The sequence below is a fragment of the Aeromicrobium tamlense genome, from assembly GCF_013408555.1.
GTDB lineage: Bacteria > Actinomycetota > Actinomycetes > Propionibacteriales > Nocardioidaceae > Aeromicrobium > Aeromicrobium tamlense.
In genome coordinates this window covers 2,004,676-2,023,195 of record NZ_JACBZN010000001.1, presented here as the reverse complement: position 1 = coordinate 2,023,195, position 18,520 = coordinate 2,004,676, and the positions used below count along the sequence as shown (strand labels likewise).

At 72.6% G+C, this 18,520-nt stretch carries 17 protein-coding genes; 13 read left to right on the top strand and 4 right to left on the bottom strand.

All coding sequences use genetic code 11. The annotated features are described in order from the left end of the window. Window positions 1–13 precede the first annotated feature (13 nt). Complete coding sequence (locus tag BJ975_RS17125; RefSeq protein ID WP_179425470.1) at window positions 14–640, bottom strand: CPBP family intramembrane glutamic endopeptidase; 627 nt, start codon at window positions 638–640, stop codon at window positions 14–16. 119 nt (window positions 641–759) lie between these two features. Here BJ975_RS17125 and BJ975_RS10010 point away from each other — a divergent pair, with 119 nt between their 5' ends. From BJ975_RS10010 to BJ975_RS09965, 10 genes are all read left to right on the top strand, one after another. Continuing rightward, window positions 760–1,365 (top strand): TetR/AcrR family transcriptional regulator, encoded by a 606-nt coding sequence (locus BJ975_RS10010; protein ID WP_179425468.1) that lies wholly within the window; start codon window positions 760–762, stop codon window positions 1,363–1,365. A 31-nt stretch (window positions 1,366–1,396) separates the two neighbouring features. Continuing rightward, complete coding sequence (locus BJ975_RS10005; protein ID WP_179425466.1) at window positions 1,397–2,068, top strand: hypothetical protein; 672 nt, start codon at window positions 1,397–1,399, stop codon at window positions 2,066–2,068. Next, window positions 2,068–3,642: a DNA polymerase Y family protein gene (locus tag BJ975_RS10000; RefSeq protein WP_179425464.1), complete on the top strand. Its 1,575-nt coding sequence runs from the start codon at window positions 2,068–2,070 to the stop codon at window positions 3,640–3,642. Before BJ975_RS10005 ends, BJ975_RS10000 begins: the two co-directional genes overlap by 1 nt. A 90-nt stretch (window positions 3,643–3,732) precedes the next feature. Continuing rightward, window positions 3,733–7,098 (top strand): error-prone DNA polymerase, encoded by a 3,366-nt coding sequence (locus BJ975_RS09995; protein ID WP_179425462.1) that lies wholly within the window; start codon window positions 3,733–3,735, stop codon window positions 7,096–7,098. Between the two features lie 21 nt (window positions 7,099–7,119). Then, on the top strand, window positions 7,120–8,007 hold the full coding sequence (locus BJ975_RS09990; RefSeq protein ID WP_179425460.1) for a GNAT family N-acetyltransferase: 888 nt from the start codon (window positions 7,120–7,122) through the stop codon (window positions 8,005–8,007). A gap of 72 nt (window positions 8,008–8,079) precedes the next feature. Then, window positions 8,080–8,721 carry an NUDIX hydrolase gene (locus BJ975_RS09985; protein WP_179425458.1) on the top strand — a complete coding sequence of 214 codons (642 nt, stop codon included), beginning with the start codon at window positions 8,080–8,082 and terminating at the stop codon, window positions 8,719–8,721. After that, on the top strand, window positions 8,718–9,962 hold the full coding sequence (gene nadA, locus BJ975_RS09980) for a quinolinate synthase NadA (protein WP_179425456.1): 1,245 nt from the start codon (window positions 8,718–8,720) through the stop codon (window positions 9,960–9,962). The genes BJ975_RS09985 and nadA overlap by 4 nt, the downstream gene beginning before the upstream one ends. Continuing rightward, window positions 9,962–11,479, top strand: a complete 1,518-nt coding sequence (nadB, locus tag BJ975_RS09975; protein WP_179425454.1) for an L-aspartate oxidase — start codon at window positions 9,962–9,964, stop codon at window positions 11,477–11,479. The genes nadA and nadB overlap by 1 nt, the downstream gene beginning before the upstream one ends. Next, window positions 11,472–12,308, top strand: a complete 837-nt coding sequence (gene nadC / locus BJ975_RS09970) for a carboxylating nicotinate-nucleotide diphosphorylase (RefSeq protein WP_179425452.1) — start codon at window positions 11,472–11,474, stop codon at window positions 12,306–12,308. The genes nadB and nadC overlap by 8 nt, the downstream gene beginning before the upstream one ends. Next, window positions 12,305–13,420: a cysteine desulfurase family protein gene (locus BJ975_RS09965; RefSeq protein ID WP_179425450.1), complete on the top strand. Its 1,116-nt coding sequence runs from the start codon at window positions 12,305–12,307 to the stop codon at window positions 13,418–13,420. Before nadC ends, BJ975_RS09965 begins: the two co-directional genes overlap by 4 nt. Window position 13,421: 1 nt before the next feature. Here the strand turns inward: BJ975_RS09965 and BJ975_RS09960 are convergent, their stop codons facing one another. The 3 genes from BJ975_RS09960 to BJ975_RS09950 are packed head-to-tail and all read right to left on the bottom strand — an operon-like array spanning window position 13,422 to window position 16,360. Then, entirely contained in the window at window positions 13,422–14,018 is a 597-nt protein-coding gene (locus BJ975_RS09960) for a hypothetical protein (protein WP_179425448.1), read from the bottom strand. A 2-nt stretch (window positions 14,019–14,020) separates the two neighbouring features. Beyond that, window positions 14,021–16,006, bottom strand: coding sequence for a DUF6571 family protein (locus BJ975_RS09955; RefSeq protein ID WP_179425446.1), 1,986 nt, complete (start codon window positions 16,004–16,006; stop codon window positions 14,021–14,023). Between the two features lie 9 nt (window positions 16,007–16,015). Continuing rightward, window positions 16,016–16,360 (bottom strand): hypothetical protein, encoded by a 345-nt coding sequence (locus BJ975_RS09950; protein WP_179425444.1) that lies wholly within the window; start codon window positions 16,358–16,360, stop codon window positions 16,016–16,018. A gap of 203 nt (window positions 16,361–16,563) precedes the next feature. Here BJ975_RS09950 and BJ975_RS09945 point away from each other — a divergent pair, with 203 nt between their 5' ends. From BJ975_RS09945 to BJ975_RS09935, 3 genes are all read left to right on the top strand, one after another. After that, window positions 16,564–16,869, top strand: a complete 306-nt coding sequence (locus BJ975_RS09945) for a WXG100 family type VII secretion target (RefSeq protein WP_179425442.1) — start codon at window positions 16,564–16,566, stop codon at window positions 16,867–16,869. A gap of 64 nt (window positions 16,870–16,933) precedes the next feature. Next, complete coding sequence (locus BJ975_RS09940) at window positions 16,934–17,506, top strand: DUF6318 family protein (protein WP_179425433.1); 573 nt, start codon at window positions 16,934–16,936, stop codon at window positions 17,504–17,506. Next, on the top strand, window positions 17,476–18,438 hold the full coding sequence (locus BJ975_RS09935; RefSeq protein WP_179425431.1) for a hypothetical protein: 963 nt from the start codon (window positions 17,476–17,478) through the stop codon (window positions 18,436–18,438). The genes BJ975_RS09940 and BJ975_RS09935 overlap by 31 nt, the downstream gene beginning before the upstream one ends. The last annotated feature ends 82 nt before the right edge of the window (window positions 18,439–18,520 follow it).

Sequence of the window (18,520 nt, the reverse complement as noted above, 5' to 3'; positions counted from 1 at the left end):
TCGTCGTTCTCGGTCAGCCGGCGAGCCGCTGGCCGATCGTGGGGATCAGGATCGGCAGGTTGACGCCCAGGTGCAGCAGCATGCAGGCGGGCAGGTTGCGCGTGATGGCGTAGAGGACGTAGATCGCGACCGTGCCCGCGCCGGCGGTCCAGAGCCACGGCAGGCCGAAGAAGGCCACGTGGGGCGCCACGAACAGCGGGACCGTGAGCGCGAAGGCGATCGTGCGCCGTCCGGTCAGCTCGCTGAGTCGCTCGATCGGATAGCCGCGGCACAGGATCTCCTCGAAGACCGCGGCCGAGACGACGAGGGCCAGGACGACGGCGACCGGCTGCGCCGTGAGGGTCGCCGTGCCGTCGTCGGCCGGTGGTGGCCAGAGGGTGAGGACGACCCACTGCCACGTCATGGCGATCCCGAACAGGTACATCGCCCACTCGAGGTCCTTGGCCCGCGGGCGCGAGATGCCGAGGGAGGCCAGCGGGCGTCGCTCGACGACCAGGACGTGGGCGAGCAGGCCGGTGACGGCCAGCGCGTTCCAGACGATGGACGAGGCGGGCCCGTCGACGCCCGGCGAGAGGCCGGCCGCGCGGCCCAGCGGGGGCAGCGACATCGGGGCGTAGGCGATGGCCAGCCCGACTCCCACGACCAGCCAGGGCAGTGGACCCGGGGGCCGGGCGGGCGAGGAGGCGGGGGAGGGCGTCCGATCATTCATAGAGTAGACACTCTAGAGTGTTTGCTCTATTCATGCCCTAGAGTGCGGACGTGCCTCGATCCGTGGACCCCCAGCGCCATGGCGCGCGTCGTGCCGTCATCGTCGCCGCCGCGGCGGCCCAGTTCGCCCAGCTCGGCTACGACCGTGCGACGACGGCCGGCATCTGCCGGGCCGCCGGCATCTCGTCCGGCACGTTCTTCCACTACTTCCCCAGCAAGCTCGACGTCCTGGTGGCGGTCCTGACGACCGAGCTCGAGAGCCTGCGCGAGTCGCTGGAGCAGGTGGCCCGCGAGGCGTCGGGGCTGGCGGCGGTCCTGGCCCATGCCGCGAGGATCGAGGCGGAGATGGCCGACGACTCGTACGTCACGTTCGTGAACGGCCTGCTGGGCGTGGTCGGGGAGCCCGAGGTCGCCGCGGCGCTCGCCGCCGAGAGCGAGATGGTCGAGCGGTTCCTCGCCGAGCACCTGGGGCGCGGCCGCCGCGACGGCGACGTGCGCGAGGATGTGGATCTGGCGGACCTGGTGACGTGGGTCGGCTGGCTCGTGGACGGGGCGTCCCAGGGGGCCCTCCAGCGGCCGACGGGCGCGGCGTCGCCGCTGGCGGCGGCGATCCTGGCGCTCGTCGCGACACGCCCGGGAGTGCTCGAACCGGATTGACTGATTCGAACAGGTGTTCGATGATGGGAGGGTGAGCTCCGCCGTCCCCACCGCCACCCTGGTCGATGACCTGCGGGCCACGATCGGGCGGATGCAGGGACGTCCGTCGGTGCTCTCGATGGCCACGCATCCGGCGCTCAGCGGTCTGCTCGCGCTGCAGCCCGGCGGCAGCTACGCGGTCGACTCCACCAGCCTGGCGCTGCTGCTCATGGCGGGTCCGTCGCGCGACGGCGCCTGGTCGGCGATCGTCGGCAGCGACCGAGTGGGCTTCGAGGCCGCCGCCGCGATGGGGGTCGACCTCGACCGCACCGTCTGGGTGCCCGACGCGGGCGCCGACCCGGCCTCGGTGCTGGGCGCGCTGGTCGACGCGGTGGGCGTGGTCATGGTCGACCGGGTCAGCCTGCCCGAGCGCGAGGTCGCGCGGCTGCGGGCCCGGCTGCACCGGCGGCAGGCCGTGCTCGTGGCCGTGGGGGACTGGCCGCGGGTCGACGCCCGGCTGCGCCTGAGCGACGCGGTCTGGGCGGGTCCGCAGGACGGCCACGGTCACCTCGTCGCGCGCCAGGTCACGGTCGAGGTCGAGCGCGGGGGCCGCGTCGCGGGCACGCGTCGGCTGTGGCTGCCCAGCCGCGACGCGCGGGTGGCCCCGGTGGGCGTGTCCGTCGCCGACGCTCGTCGTGGCGCGATGGAGCAGGTGGCGGGCTGATGCGCACGATGGTGGTGTGGGTGCCCGACTGGCCCGCGCTGGTCCAGCTGGCCGACCACGTCGAGGCCGCCCGTGGGGGCGCGGCCGAGCCGTCCGACGCGTTGGCCGTCCTGGAGAAGGGCGTCGTGCTGGCCTGCACGCCGGCCGCCCGCGCGCAGGGGGTCCGGCGCGGGATGCGCCGTCGCGACGCGCAATCGCGCTGTCCCGACCTCGTGGTGAGCGACCACCGTCCCGAGGCCGACGCGAAGGCCTTCGAGCAGGTCGTCACCACGCTCGAGGAGCTCAGTCCCGGCGTGGCGCCGCTGCGCCCGGGCCTGTGCGCGCTCACCGTCCCCGACCGGTACTACGGCGGCGAGCCCGAGGCCGTCGCGGTGATGGCCGAGGCGCTCGTGGGCCTGGGCGTGTGGGACGTGCGGTTCGGCATCGCCGACGGGGTCTTCGTCGCCGAGCTGGCCGCCCGCCAGGCTCCCGCCCAGGACAGCGTGATCGTGGCGGCCGGCGGCAACGTCGACTTCCTGCGCGACCTGCCCGTCGAGGTGCTCGACGTGCCCGACCCGGCCGGCACGTCCGCGCCCAGACTCGACCTCGTCACGGTGCTGCGACGGCTGGGGATCCGTCGCGTGGGGGAGTTCGCGGCGCTGGCCGGCTCCGACGTGCTCGCGCGGTTCGGCGCGCACGGCGCGCTGCTGCACCGGTGGGCCCGCGGCGAGGAGGTCCGTCAGATCTCGCGGCGCACCCCGCCGGCCGAGCTGACGGCGTCGGTGGCGTTCGAGCCGCCGCTCGAGCGCGCCGACGCGGTGGTGTTCAGCGCCCGCCAGACCGTGGAGGACTTCGTCCGGCGGCTCGACCGCGCGGGGCTGGTGTGCGCCACGCTGCGGATCGAGGTCGACGCCGAGGTCGCGGGGGAGCCTCGGGTCTCCGGTCGGCTGTGGCGCCACCCTCGCTGGTTCGGCTCGGGCGACGTGCTCGACCGGCTGCGCTGGCAGCTGTCCGCCGACCCGCCCGGAGGTCCCGTGGCGGCGGTGCGGTGCGTCCCGGTCGAGGTCGAGCCCCTCGGCGAGCACGCCGAGAGCCTGTTCGGCGGCGGTCCCGACGACCAGGTCGAGCGGTCGGTGGCGCGCGTGCAGGCGCTCGTCGGGCCCGAGGGGGTCCGCTCGGTGGGGGTGCAGGGCGGTCGTGGTCCGTCCGACCGGCGGCTCTCCGCCGCGTGGGGCGAGCGTGCCGTCGTGCAGCGCCCGCTCGACCGGCCGTGGCCCGGCAGCGTGCCGGCGCCTGCGCCCGCCACGGTGTTCGCCGAGCCGGCGCCCGCCCAGGTCGTGGGCGCCGAGGGGATGCCGGTCAGCGTCAGCGGCCGCGGTGGGCTGTCGGGGCGACCCGCCCGCTTCCGGGCCGGTGCCGACCTGGCCTGGCAGCCCGTCGCGGCGTGGGCCGGTCCGTGGCCCGTGGACGAGCACTGGTGGGACGAGGCCTCCGCCCGTCGCGTCGCCCGCTTCCAGGTGGTCGGCGTCGACGGCAGCGCCTGGCTCATGGTCGTCGAGAACGGCCGCTGGTGGACCGAGGCCCGCTATGACTGAGCCGACCGCAGCCCTGGGCGTGACGTTCGCGGGGTCGTTCACGGCGTGTCGACCCCGTGAACGTCACGGCCAGCGCTCCGGGGGGTCCTGATGGGCTGGAACAACCCCGACATCTCGTGGCGCGAGCTGGAGGCGCGGCTCTCGGGGCGGTGGCGCGATCCCGCGCAGCCGCTGCCCGACGGCGGCGACGGGCCGGCGTTCTCGCGCAAGCGCGGCGCCTACGAGGCCGCCGAGCTGCCCGAGGCGCCCGGCGCGGTCGTGCCCTACGCCGAGCTGCACTGCCACAGCAACCACAGCTTCCTCGACGGCGCGAGCCACCCCGAGGAGCTCGTGCGCGAGGCGAAGGCGCTGGGCCTGTCGGCGCTCGCCCTGACCGACCACGACGGCTTCAGCGGCGCCGCCCGGTTCGCCGAGGCGGCCCAGCTGCACGGGCTCCGCACGGTCTACGGCGCCGAGCTGTCGCTGGGCCTGTCCGGCCCGCAGAACGGCGTCCCCGACCCCGAGGGCGACCACCTGCTCGTGCTGGCCCGCGGCGTCGAGGGCTACCACGCGCTGGCCGCGGCGATCACCGAGGCGAACCTCGCCGGCACCCAGAAGGGCCAGCCGGTCTACGACCTGCGCGAGCTCGCCGAGCGGGGCCGCGACCGGTGGGTCGTGCTCACCGGCTGCCGCAAGGGCTGGGCGCGCCGCGAGGGGATCGCGGGTCTGCGCCGCCTGGTCGACCTCTTCGGCGCCGAGCACGTCGTGGTCGAGCTGACCGACCACGGCGGGCCCGGCGACGGTCCCGCCAACGACGCGCTCGCCGGCTGGGCCGCCGACCTCGGCCTGCCCACCGTCGCCACCGGCAACGTCCACGCCGCCCGGCTGGCCGATGCCCGGCTGGCCCAGGCGTTCGCCGCGGTGCGGGCGCGCCGCAGCCTCGCCGAGCTCGACGGCTGGCTCGCGCCGCCGCCGTTCCTGCGCTCGGGCGCCGAGATGGCCCAGCGGTTCGCCCGCTGGCCCGGGTCGGTGGCGCGCTCGGTCGAGATCGCCGACGCCTGCGCCTTCGACCTGCGCAAGGCCTCGCCGCGGCTGCCCAAGCAGGAGGTCCCCGAGGGCCACACGCCGATGAGCTGGCTGCGCGAGCTCGTGCGCCGGGGCGCCGACCGGCTCTACGCCGACATGCGCGACGAGGCCGAGCAGCGGCTCCAGCGCGAGCTCGCCGTCATCGAGGACAAGGACTTCGCCGGCTACTTCCTCATCGTCCACGACATCGTCGCGTTCGCCCGCGGCCGCGGCATCCTGTGCCAGGGTCGCGGCTCGGCCGCGAACTCGGCGGTCTGCTACGCCCTCGAGATCACCGCGGTCGACTCGATCACCTACGGCCTGCCGTTCGAGCGCTTCCTGTCGGCCACCCGCGACGAGGAGCCCGACATCGACGTGGACTTCGACTCCGAACGGCGCGAGGAGGTGATCCAGTGGGTCTACGAGAAGTACGGCCGCCGCAACGCCGCCCAGGTCTGCAACGTCATCAGCTATCGCCCGAAGTCGGCGGTGCGCGACATGGCCAAGGCGCTGGGGTACTCCGTCGGCCAGCAGGACGCGTGGAGCAAGCGCATCGACTCGTGGTCCTCGGTCCGCACCGACGTCCCCGAGGCCGAGGCGATCCCCGAGCCGGTCGTGCGACTGGCCGAGCAGGCGATGAAGTCGCCGCGGCACCTGGGCATCCACTCCGGCGGCATGGTGCTCACCGAGCGCCCCGTCGGCGAGGTCGTGCCGATCGAGCGCGCCCGGATGGAGAACCGCACCGTGCTGCAGTGGGACAAGGACGACTGCGCCTACATGGGCCTGGTCAAGTTCGACCTGCTCGGCCTGGGCATGCTCGGCGCGATCCAGCACACCTTCGACATCGTCGAGGAGCGCGTCGGCGAGCGCTGGACCCTGGCCACGATGCCCAAGGAGGAGCAGGGCGTCTACGACATGCTGTGCCGCGCCGACTCGATCGGCGTGTTCCAGGTCGAGAGCCGCGCCCAGGTCGGCACGCTGCCACGGCTGCGACCGCGCCGGTTCTACGAGCTCGTCATCGAGATCGCACTGATCCGGCCCGGACCCATCCAGGGCGGCGCCGTGCACCCCTACATCCGGCGCAAGCTCGGCGAGGAGCCGATCACCTACCCGCACCCCGTGCTCGAGCCGGTGCTGGAGCGCACGCTGGGGGTCCCGCTGTTCCAGGAGCAGCTCATGCAGATCGCGATGGTCCTCGGTGGCTGCACGGGCGACGAGGCCGACCTGCTGCGCCGGGCGATGGGCTCCAAGCGCGGCGTCGAGAAGATCGACCGGCTGCGCGACCAGCTCTACCGGGGGATGGCCGAGAAGGGCATCACCGGCGACCTCGCCGACGACATCTACGGCCGGATCCAGGCGTTCGCGAACTTCGGGTTCGCCGAGAGCCACGCGATCAGCTTCGCGCTGCTGGTCTACGCCAGCAGCTGGCTCAAGCTGCACCACCCGGCCGCGTTCCTGGCCGGACTGCTGCGGGCGCAGCCGATGGGCTTCTACTCGCCGCAGTCGCTCGTGGCCGACGCGCGGCGCCACGGGGTCGAGGTGCGCCGACCCGACATCGTGCGGTCGGGCGTCCACGCCGACCTCGAGCCGACCGGCGACCGCACGGGCCCTTCGGGGCGGGCGTCCTGCGCGCAGGCCCAGCAGCCACCGGTGGGGGAGTTCGACGCCGCAGCGGCCCCCGACCACGCCGACCACCGTCGCGACGGCCACCACGCGGTGCGGCTGGGGCTGACCTCGGTGCAGGGCATCGGCACGGCCGACGCCGAGCGGATCGTGGCGGCGCGGGCGGAGCGGCCGTTCGCCGACATGGCCGACGTGGTGCGCCGCTGCGGCCTCACCCGTGCGCAGCAGGAGCAGCTGGCCACGGCGGGCGCCTTCGACGACTTCGGCCTGACCCGCCGCCAGGCGATCTGGAACGCGGGCTACACCGACGGCCAGGACCGGCTGCCCGGCACGGCCATCGTGGCGCCACCGCCGATGCTGCCGGGGATGAGCGACGTCGAGCTGACCCTGGCCGACCTCGAGTCCACGAAGATCTCGCCGAGCGAGCATCCGTTCGAGCACCTGCGCCCGATGCTGCAGGAGCAGGGGATCCTCGCCGTCGGGGGACTGCTGCACCACGAGCCCGATCGGCGGGTGCGGGTGGCGGGGCTCATCACGCACCGCCAGCGGCCGTACACCGCCGGCGGCGTCACCTTCCTCAACCTCGAGGACGAGACCGGGATGCTCAACGTGGTCGTGTTCGACGCGGTCTGGCAGCGGCACCGCGCCGTGGCGCGCTCCAGCGCCGCCGTGGTGATCCGGGGTCGTCTCGAGCACCAGCAGGGCGCGGTTAACCTGGTGGCCGAGACCCTCGAGCGCCTCATCGACCCCGCCGTCCCGCGCGGCCACCGCTCCCGCGACTACCGCTGAGGGATCGCCTACGGTCGGTCCATGGAGATCCGCAGACTGACCGAGGCCGACCGCGACGCGCTCATCGCCGTGAGGCTGCCGGCGTTCGGGTCGGGCCGGCTGCCGAACGACCGCGTCGAGCACCCGGCGTACGAGCGGTGGGGGCTGTTCGTCGACGGGCAGCTCGCGGCCACCGCGTCGCGCAAGCCCTACGCCTCGTGGTTCGCCGGTCGCGCGGTGCCCACGTGCGGCATCGGCGGCGTCGCCATCGCGCCGGAGCACCGCGGTCGCGGTCTGCTGCGCCCCCTCATCGAGCGCCTGCACGAGTCGGCCCGCTCGCAGGGTGATGTCATCGGCACGCTGTTCGCCAGCTCGCCCGGCATCTACCGGAGCCTCGGCTACCGCACGGTGGGCGCGATGGACACGATCGAGGTCCCGACGACGGCGCTCCACCGCTTCGAGCGCACCCGCGAGCTGCGCCGCGCGACCGCCGGCGACCTGCCCACGCTCAAGCGCCTGTACGCCGACTGGGCGCGGCAGCAGGACGGCCCGCTCACGCGCGAGTCGGCCGAGTTCGACGACGACGCCTGGCTGCACGACGCCACCGGCGTGACGCTCGCCCTCGACGAGGACGGCTCGGCGGTCGCGTACGCGGCGTGGAACCGTTCGCCGGGGGAGGGCGAGGGTGCGTACGTCGAGGTCGAGGACATGGTCTGGGCCGACGACGCGGCGCGCGACTCGCTGTTCTGGATGCTCGGCACGTTCTCGACCGTGGTCCCCGCGGTCCGCTTCGACACGTCCGGCACCGAGCTGACCGACGTGCTCACCGAGCACCGGGTCCTGGAGCACCGCCCGTACGACCTCGCGGTGCTGCAGCCCGGCTCCTTCGAGGCGCCGACCGCGCCCGTCATCATCCGCGACTACTTCTGAGACGGGTCGCACTTAGTGTTGACATGACCTTAACCACCCCTTAGTGTCGCGGTGACCCTAAGGAGGTGCGTGATGGAGCAGCGAATCGAGCTGGCCGTGTCGACCGTGATCTTCGCGCTGCGCCCGCACCCCACCACCGGCTGCGACACGCTGTGGCTGCCGCTGGTCCGCCGCATCCGCGACCCGTTCCTCGGCCAGTGGGCGCTGCCCGGCGGTCCGCTGGAGCCCGCGCAGGACCTCGACACCTCCGCGCGCGGCACCCTGATGCGCACCACCGGCCTCGAGCCGGCCCACCTCGAGCAGCTCTACAGCTTCGGCGGCATCGACCGCTCGCCCGACCGTGTCGTCTCGATCGTCTACTGGGCACTCGTGCGCCCCGACGAGGACGCCCGCGCGATCGACGGCGAGAACGTCGAGTGGTTCGTCGCCGACGAGGTGCCGCGGCTGGCCTTCGACCACAACCTCATCGTCGAGTACGCCCTCAGCCGGCTGCGCGCCAAGATCACCTACTCCGACATCGCGCATGCGTTCACGGGCGAGGAGTTCACGATCGCCCAGCTGCGCGAGGTGCACGAGGCCGTCCGCCAGGTCCGCCTCGACCCCGCCAACTTCCGACGCCAGACCCTCGCGCACCCGCGCATCGTCGCCACGGGCCGCCACGTCACCGGCACCAGCCACCGACCCCCGGCCCTCTACCGACTGGAGACAACATGACCCTCTCGATCAACGACCTCATCGTGTCGGCGCCGGGCAGCAGCTGCGACGCCGACCTGGCGAAGCAGCCGTGGGAGTTCGACCGGATGCCCGGCTACGGCCCCGGCGCGTCCGAGACCGACGTGATCCCCGCTCCGGTCACGCGTCCCGGTCAGCTGCCCGCGGCGTACCAGCGCATGGACGAGGCCGAGCTGCACGCGCGGATCCGCGCCGCCAAGGCCACGCTCGGCGATCGCCTCGTGATCCTCGGGCACTTCTACCAGCGCGACGAGGTCGTCCAGTACGCCGACTTCGTGGGCGACTCGTTCCAGCTGGCCAACGCCGCGCTGACCCGCCCTGACGCCGAGGCCATCGTCTTCTGCGGCGTCCACTTCATGGCCGAGACCGCCGACATCCTGGCCCGGCCCGAGCAGCGCGTCATCCTGCCCAACCTCGCCGCGGGCTGCTCGATGGCCGACATGGCCGACGAGGACTCGGTCGAGGCCGCCTGGGAGACGCTGACCGAGTTCTACGGCGACGACGACACCGTGCCCGTCACGTACATGAACTCCTCGGCCGCGCTCAAGGCGTTCTGCGGCCGTCACGGCGGCATCGTCTGCACGTCGTCGAACGCCTCCACCGTGCTGGAGTGGGCGTTCGAGCAGGGTCGCCGGGTGCTCTTCTTCCCCGACCAGCACCTCGGTCGCAACACCGGCAAGGCGATGGGCGTGCCGCTGGAGCAGATGCCGATGATCAACCCGCGCCGGCCCGACCTCGGTGTCGAGGCCGATGTCCTGCGCGACGCGCGCGTGCTCCTGTGGCCGGGCTTCTGCTCGGTGCACAAGCGGTTCACCGTGGCGCAGATCGAGCAGGCGCGCGCCCAGTACCCCGGCGTGCGCGTCATCGTGCACCCCGAGAGCCCCATGGCCGTGGTCGACGCCGCCGACGCCGCGGGCTCCACCGACGCGATCAAGAAGTTCGTGGCGGCGGCGCCGGCCGGCTCCGTGGTCGCGATCGGCACCGAGATCAACCTCGTGAACCGGCTCGCCGCCGAGAACCCCGACAAGACGATCTTCTGCCTCGACCCGGTCGTGTGCCCGTGCTCGACGATGTACCGGATCCACCCCGGCTACCTCGCGTGGGTGCTCGACGGCCTCGTCGAGGGCGAGGTCCGCAACGAGATCGTCGTGGACGACGACGTCGCCGTCCACGCCAAGGTCGCCCTCGAGCGGATGCTCGCGGCCCTGCCGAAGGACGCCTGATGGTGCACGTCGTCGTGGTGGGCAGCGGCGTCGCGGGACTCACCACGGCCCTCGACCTCGTCTCGCGTCCCGGCGTCGAGGTCACGCTCGTCGCCAAGGCCCGGCTCGACCAGTCCAACACCGCGGTCGCCCAGGGCGGGATCGCCGTGGTGACCTCGCCCGAGGACACCGTCGCCTCGCACGTGGCCGACACGCTCGCCGCCGGGGCGGGCCTGTGCGCCCAGGACGCGGTCGAGGTGCTGTGCGGGCACGGCCCGTCCGCGGTCGCCACGCTGATCCGCCGCGGCGTGCCGTTCGACCGGGTCGGCGGACGCATCGCGCTGGGCCTCGAGGCGGCGCACTCGCACCAGCGGATCCTGCACTCCGGCGGCGACGCGACGGGTGCCGCGATCGCCACGGCGCTGATCGGGCACCTCGCCACCAGCGGGATCACGATCCGCGAGAACACCACGGTCGTCGACATCGTGCTCGAGGGCGGTCGTGCCCGAGGCGTCCGTCTGCTCGACGGTGAGGAGCTGCCCGCCGACGCCGTCGTGCTCGCCACCGGCGGCGCTGGCCAGCTCTTCCCCTGCACCACGAACCCCGCGGTCGCGACGGCCGACGGCGTCGCGATCGCGCTGCGCGCGGGCGCCGTGGTGGCCGACCTCGAGTTCGTCCAGTTCCACCCCACGTCGCTGGCCACGCCGGGAAACCACCTCGTGTCCGAGGCGGTACGCGGGGAGGGTGCCGTCCTGGTCGACGAGGCCGGCCACCGGTTCATGACCGACCTGCACCCCGACGCCGAGCTCGCGCCGCGCGACGTCGTGGCGCGCGGGATCGCCGAGCGGATGCGCGCCCAGGGCGGCACTCCCGTGCGGCTCGACGCCACGGCGTTGGGCGCGCGCTTCCTCGCCGAGCGCTTCCCGACGATCGACGCCGTCGTCCGATCACAGGGGCTCGACTGGTCCCGCGATCCGATCGCCGTCACGCCCGCCGCGCACTACGCGATGGGCGGCGTCCGCACCGACCTCTCGGGCCGCACCAGCGTGCCCGGCCTCTACGCCGTCGGCGAGGTCGCCTGCACGGGCCTCCACGGCGCCAACCGGCTCGCGTCGAACTCGCTGCTCGAGGGCGCCGTCTACGGCACCCGGGTGGCCGACGCGATTCTCAGCCGCCCCTTTGGCGCGCACGCCGACTTCGACGACTCCTGGGGGGCGCCGCTCGGGCTGGACGTCCGCGCCGGTGACGAGGCGTTCGGACGCACCGACCTCCAGCAGCTGATGTGGGACGCCGCGGGACTGGCGCGCGACCGTGCCGGCCTCGAGGAGGCGGCGGCGGTGCTGGCCGGCTGGGCGCCCCCCGCTCCGATCGACGCGAAGTCCGCCGAGGACGCCAACCTGTGGTGGGTCGCGCGCGCCGTGGTGGCCAGCGCGCTCGCCCGAGAGGAGTCGCGCGGCGGGCACTTCCGCCGCGACGTCCCCGAGGCTGCGCCGGGACCGGTCCGGCACTCCACGCTCACGGCGGTGCACCATGCTTGAGCGCCGCCAGATCCTCCGCGTGGTCGAGATGGCCCTCGACGAGGACGCGCCCCATGGCGACCTCACCTCCGAGGTCTTCGTGCCGCGCGACGCCGTCGCCACCGCCGACCTCGTCGCCCGAGAGCCCGGTGTCCTCGCCGGTGCCGAGGTCGTCGAGGTCGCCTTCACCGCGATCGACCCGGCCGTCGAGGTCGAGGTGCTGGTCGCCGACGGCCACCGGTTCGCGGCGGGGGAGAAGCTGGCCACGATCCGCGGCAACGCCCGCGCCGTGCTGCGCGGCGAGCGCATCGCCCTCAACCTCGTCCAGCGCATGTGCGGCATCGCCACGCTGACGGCCACCTACGTGGAGGCGGCCGGCCCGTCCGTGCGCGTCGCCGACACCCGCAAGACCACGCCGGGCCTGCGCGCGCTCGAGCGGCACGCCGTGCGCTGCGGGGGCGGCCACAACCACCGGTTCAGCCTGTCCGACGCGGTGATGGCCAAGGACAACCACCTGGCCCTCGTCGACGACATCACCGCCGCCATCCGGTCGGCGCGCGAGCAGCTCCCGCACACGACCCACCTCGAGGTGGAGGTCGACCGCCTCGACCAGATCGAGCCCGTGCTGGCCGGCGGCGTGGACACGATCATGCTCGACAACTTCAGCCTCGACGACCTGCGTGCGGGCGTCGAGCTGGTCGCCGGCCGAGCGCTCGTCGAGGCGTCCGGGGGAGTGGACCTCACGACCATCGGGGCGATCGCCGCCACGGGCGTCGACGTCGTCAGCGTGGGCGCGCTGACCCACTCGGTGCGCAACCTCGACCTCGGCCTGGACGTGCGGCTCTCGTGATCTACCTCGACCACGCCGCCACCTCGCCCGTCCGGCGCGAGGTGCTCGAGGCGATGTGGCCGTACCTCACGCGCGACTTCGGCAACCCCGCGAGCCACCACGAGCCGGGCGCGGTCGCGCGACAGGCGCTCGACGACGCCCGGCGCCGGGTCGCCGGCGTGCTGGGCGCGCGCGCCGGTGAGGTCACGTTCTGCAGCGGAGGCACCGAGTCGGACAACACGGCGATCAAGGGCATCGCGCTCGCGGCGCCTCGCGGGCGGCACGTGGTGGTGAGCGCGGTCGAGCACCCGGCGGTGCTCGAGTCGGCCGAGTGGCTCGGACGCCTCGGCTTCGACGTCACGGTGCTCCCGGTGGACCGCAACGGCACGGTCGCGCCGCAGACCCTTGCCGACGCGCTGCGCGACGACACCACGCTCGTCAGCATCCAGCACGCGAACAACGAGGTCGGCACGATCCAGCCGATCGCCGCGCTCGCAACCCTTGCCGCCGAGCGCGGCGTGCCGTTCCACACCGACGCGGTGCAGGCGGCGGGCTGGCTCGACCTCGACGTGAGCACGTCGGGCGTCACGGCGCTGAGCCTCAGCGGCCACAAGCTCGGTACGCCCAAGGGCGTCGGCGTGCTGTGGGTCCAGCGTCGTCAGCCGTGGGAGCCGCTCGTGCACGGCGGGGGACAGCAGGACGGCCGTCGCTCGGGCACCGAGGACGTGGCCGGAGCCGTCGGGCTGGCCACCGCCCTCGAGCTGGGCCACGGCGACCCGCAGGTCGTCACCGAACGGCGCGACCGGTTCGTCGGCCTGGTCGAGCGGCTCGTCCCCGGCGCGAAGCTCACGGGTCACCGCACGCATCGCCTGCCCGGGCATGTCTCGTTCGTGCTGACCCGCACGCCGCGCAGTGGCGAGTCGATCCTCGTCGACCTCGATGCGCGCGGCATCGTGTCGTCCAGTGGGTCCGCCTGCGCCGCCGGCAGCGACGAGCCCAGCCACGTGCTCACCGCGATGGGCTACGACCGCGAGACGGCGCAGACCGCCGTGCGGTTCACCTTCGACGACTCGGTCGACGACGCGACCTTGGAGCAGGTGGCGCGTGAGCTCGCGCAGGTGACGACGGGCTGAGTCAGCCCTGGGCCCGCTCGAGCGCCTTCGGCAGCAGCTCGGCGGCGGTGACGGCCGGCTCGCCCTCGCCGACGTGGTCGACGGTGACCACCACGGCGGTGTCGTCGTCGGCTGCGGCGTACGCGCGCTCGGTGGTCTGCGGGCCCTCGGACGTGTCGGTGACGGTGCGGAAGCCGACCGCGCCCTCGGGCAGGCCCTCGATCCGGGCGAAGGTGCCGGTGGCGGCGCCGGGCGCGGAGCAGGCGGTGACCGCGGTGTCGACCTGCTCGAGCGTGTGGTCGACCGTGGTCTGGTTCTGCGCGGGCCCCTGCAGAGAGGACCTCACCTGGTCGCCGTCGGCGAGGACGTAGAGTGCGCTCACGTCATCGCTGTCGGTGATCGTGAGGTTGTACTCGCCGTCCATGTCGGCGCAGTTCGTCTTGGTGAGGATCGAGCGGTCGTCGGTGGTGACCTTCTCGACGTCGGGGAGGTCGTCCCGCTGCAGCAGCGTGCTGGGCACGCCGTCGTCGTTCGTGCCACCCTCGCCGCCGTTGTCGTCGTCGGCGCAGCCCGCCAGCAGGGCGGCGCACGCGACGGCCCCGATCACCAGACGTCGCACCGTCACTCTCCCGCCGGTCCGTAGTACTCGAGGAACTCGTCCCGGTACGGCCCCTCGAGGTCGTTGTTCGACGCGTACGAGCTGACGCCGGACATCGCGGTCTGGGCGTAGGCGGACACCTGGTCGGGCGGGATGTCGGCGGCGCTGATGAGGCGACCGTTCTGGAAGAACGAGTCCGGCACCTCGTCGCGCGGGATGACGCCCGACTCGACCAGGGCGAGGTACGCCGTGATCTTGACCCGGTTGGTGCCGGCCGCGGCCCGGTCGTTGGCGTTGTCGGTGGCCGCTGCGGCCTCGGACGTGAACGCGTCACCGGCCGCGTCGGTGCCGAGGTCGACGGCCTGGCTGAAGCCGAAGTCGATCAGGTCGCTGCCGAACTCGCCTACCACGTCGGCCCCGGGCAGGGGCACGAGGCTGGTGGCGTCGCTGACCAGGTCGATGAAGGCCTGGCGCTGCGCGTCGCGGTCCTCGGCGCCGTCGATCTCGACCTGGCCGACCGAGTACTCGCCGAAGCCCTGGAGGGCCGCCGAGCGCTGCAGCACGTCGCGCAGCTGCATGCGCAGGTCGGGATCGTCGGGGTTCGCCTCGAGCGCGGCGGCGATGTTGTTGATCTGCGTCTGCTGGTAGACGCCGACGCCCTCCGCGATGCGCTGCATGCCCTCGGGCGTGCTCATCGAGACCTGCATGAGCGAGTCGAGGTCGTCGGTGAACAGGATCGGGTAGTGGTCGAACGACCCGAAGTTGTCGATCGTCAGCGACGTGGAGCCGCCGTCGCCGTCCTCGTTCGGGAACCGCAAGGCCGTGTCGACCGCCGGCATGTAGAACTTCAGCAGGTCGGCGATGTACGGCGAGGCCGGCTGGGCATCGTTGGCGTTGAAGCCAGGGCTGTTGGCGACCTGGTCGAGGAACCGCGAGACCAGGCCGGTGGTGGCCTCCGGGTCGTTCGTCAGGTTCTCCGCGGAGGTGCCGATGCCCTCGACCGCGTGCGAGATGCCGCCGTAGCCGTCGGCCTTCCACTCGCGGTCGTTGAAGTAGTAGGTCTGACGGTCCCAGCCGTCCTCGGTGGGCTGGGTGAAGAAGGTCAGGCCAGCCTCGGGGTTCTCCCCGAAGTTGTGCATGATCATCGCCATCGGATCGTCGTACCAGCCGGTCTCGTTGCCGGTGGGCAGCGGTCCGTAGCCGTTGTGGCTGTACCAGTCCTGCGCGGTCAGCACGCCGTCGCGGGCCATCCGCTCGAAGTCGTCGAGCTGGTTGGCCGCCCCGAGCAGGAAGTCGTCGGAGTACGACGTGTCGCCCATGAGGAACGTGAGGATGTTCGCGCCGTTCATGCCCATGCCGAACTCCTCGGCGAAGGCCTGCTGCTCCTCGTCGGTGAGCAGGGGCGCGACGCTGAAGCGCACGATCTCCTGGCCGAACTCCTCGGCCGGGAAGCCGGGGGCGTTCGAGGCGGTGGCGAGTCCGGAGCGGAAGTCCTCGGCCAGGGACGTGTAGACGTCGGGGTCGCCGACGCCGCCGTAGCCCATCGCCGAGGAGATGGTGGCCATGAAGCCGACGGTGCCGTCGGGGCCGAGCTCGGTGAACATCGCCGACATGACGTCGGGATCGTCCTTCCACGTCTCGAGCAGGCCGGCGAGGTGGTCGAGCTGGTCCTGGTCGGACGTGGCGTCGATGGTGCCCGCGGCGGCCGCGAGCTCCTGGCCCAGCATCTCCTTGACGTTGGACAGCGTGTCGCTGGTGACCGTGTACGACGCGGAGCCAGTGCCCTCGGTGTCGAGCAGGATCGCCAGGTCGCGGCGCGTGGTGAGGTCCTCGAGGTGGTCGTCGAGCCAGCGGGTCTTCTTGCCCAGCGTGCTCTCGGACAGGCTCGGCAGGCTGATCGGGGACGCGGATCGCGCGACCCCTGCCTGGGAGGTGACCTCTGAGGAGAGGTCCTCCATCGCGGTGATGGCGGCGCTGATCTCGTCGATCTTGATGGTGACGGTGGTCATGGGCCGTCCTCAGTACATGCTCTGCATGCGCCACTGGCGCGGCCAGTTGTTCCCGCGCCAGTCGTTCTCGGGCACCCGGTCGGGCTCGGAGCCGATGCGCGCCTGGATCGTGGAGACGGCGTCGTCGAAGGCCTCGGGGATGCCGGTGCACTGCTCCTTGAGCTCGGCGATCCACGAGTCGGCCTCGGTGCAGACCCAGCCGCCGTTGGCGAGCGGGTTGGCGATCGCGTCGAGCGGCGATCCGTAGCCCGAGTACACGTTGTTCCCACAGTTCGTGACCGTGGTCTTGGCGGACTGCAGCGTCCCCCGGAACAGGTTGGGCTCGGTCTTTTCCTCGGTGTCTTCAGGTGTCATCGTTTCCCCCGGCGATGGTGTGCTTCGGCAGGGCCAGCGTAGCGTCGATCGCCGACCTCGTCAGCCCGGCATGGTCACAACGGGCCATGTTCGATGGTCGGGTAGGGCTGCCAGCGTGCGCATCGTCCGATACGCTCGTGCCCAGCATCCTGGTCCCTGCGTTCGAATAAATCGGGGGACGAACTCACGAAGGAGACAAACCCATGGTGCAAGCTCGGATCGAAGATCTCTACGCGCTGTACAACACGCTGAACAAGTCGATGCAGGAAACCGACACGATGATCACCAACGTGGACGGCTCCCTGAACCAGGCCAACGAGGAGTGGCAGTCGACCGGCGCCAAGGAGTTCAACGAGGCCTGGGTCCAGTTCAAGCAGGCGCTCACCCAGCTGTGCCAGGCGTTCGCCAACGCCGGTACCGACGTGGCCTTCCAGCACAACAAGTTCGCCGAGGGCGCCAAGGAGGCCGACCAGCACCCCGTGCTGTCGCCCCTGCAGTCGCCTCGCTGACCTGCCTGTGACGCCCGGCCTCCCGTGGGGGCCGGGCGTCTCGGCTGTGCCGAAGGGAGCACCCATGCGCAGGACCATCGCCGCCGCTGCCGTGGCGCTGATGCTCGGACTGACCGCCGCGTGCGGCGGTGGTGACGAGGACACCGCGGGCCCGCGGCCCAGCGCGTCCGCCACGACCGAGCCGACCACCGAGGCCACCTGGGCCGCCGATGCGCTGCCGCAGCGGCCCGCCGACGAGCAGAGTGCCGAGGGCGCCGAGGCGTTTGCGCAGTACGCGGCCGACACCGTGTTCTACATGATGGCCACCTCGGACGTTCCCGCCCTGACCTCGATCGCCGACCTCGGCTCGTGCGAGACGTGCCGCGAGTGGGCCGACAACCATGACAACGGCAAGATCAACAAGCAGTCGATCCTGTCCGGCCCGGTCACCTACGAGTTGGCTGGAAAGCCGACCATCAACGACGATGTCTTCTACCAGGTGAAGCTGACGATGGACGTGCCTGCGGGCGAGTCCGTGGTCACCACCGACGGCAAGAAGAAGACGACGACCATCGACGCGGCCAAGGGCTTGCCCTTCACGGCCGATCTTCAGTGGAAGGACGACCAATGGGTGCTGCTGCGCTACCAGTTGGGCTGACCTCGTTCGCGCGCCGCGTCGGCGCGCTCCTGTCCGCCACGGTCCTGCTCGCAGGCCTCGTGGCGGCTCTCCAGCTGTCCACCGTGGCTCCCGCCGCCGCTGACGACTGCCCCGGGGGATGGGGTGGCGAGGCCGGCTCCGGCGGCGTCGACGTCTGCGGCTCCGAGGGCGGCGAGCAGGGCAACCCGGGCGGCGGTGGTGGTGGAGGCGGAGGTGCCATCAGCGTGCCGGTGCCGTGGACCCAGCGGGTGTACGTGCCCAACTGCGCCGACAACTCCGTCCGTGCCACGGGCCCCGGTGTGAGGGACTACGAGACCATCAACGACGTTCTCTGCACCGCCTTCGACGCGCAGTGCCCGGTGGACGGCGAGTACAGCTACCGCGTGTTCGAACGGGCGATGGGCGCGGACAACCGCGCCACGGAGGACAACTTCTCCAGCGCCGGCATCACGTGCCGTGGATCGGATGAGCCGAACGAGTCCGAGCCGCCGACGATCACCACCGAGGACATCATCGAGCGGGCGCTCGCGCTCGCGCCGACGCCCACGTTCGTGATCGAGCCGGCCGACCGCTCCTACGTCAACATTCCGACGAACTTCGCCGCCGAGGCGCAGGCGACCACGGTCACGGTCGACATCCTCGGCTTCCAGATCCCGGTGGAGTTCACGCCGGGCACGGTGACGTGGTCGTTCGGCGACGGTCGGTCGGGCAGCGGCATCGGCGTCGAGGGCGCCGCGGTCGGCCAGTCCGGCGCGGTCGAGCACGCCTACGCCCGGTCGGGTGCGTTCGACGTCTCCGTGTCGGTCGCCTACACCGTGCGCATCACGACGCCCGCGGGCCCGATCGACCTGCCGGCCCCGATCGACCGGACCTCGGCGCCGCAGACCCTCGAGGTCGGCGAGATCCAGTCCGTCGTCACCGAGGTCGACTGACCCTCCGCCGTTCCCGCCTCCGGCGGGCGAGATGTGTAGCGGTGTCCACCGTTTTCCGAGCCATCCGGCCGGATTCCGGTGG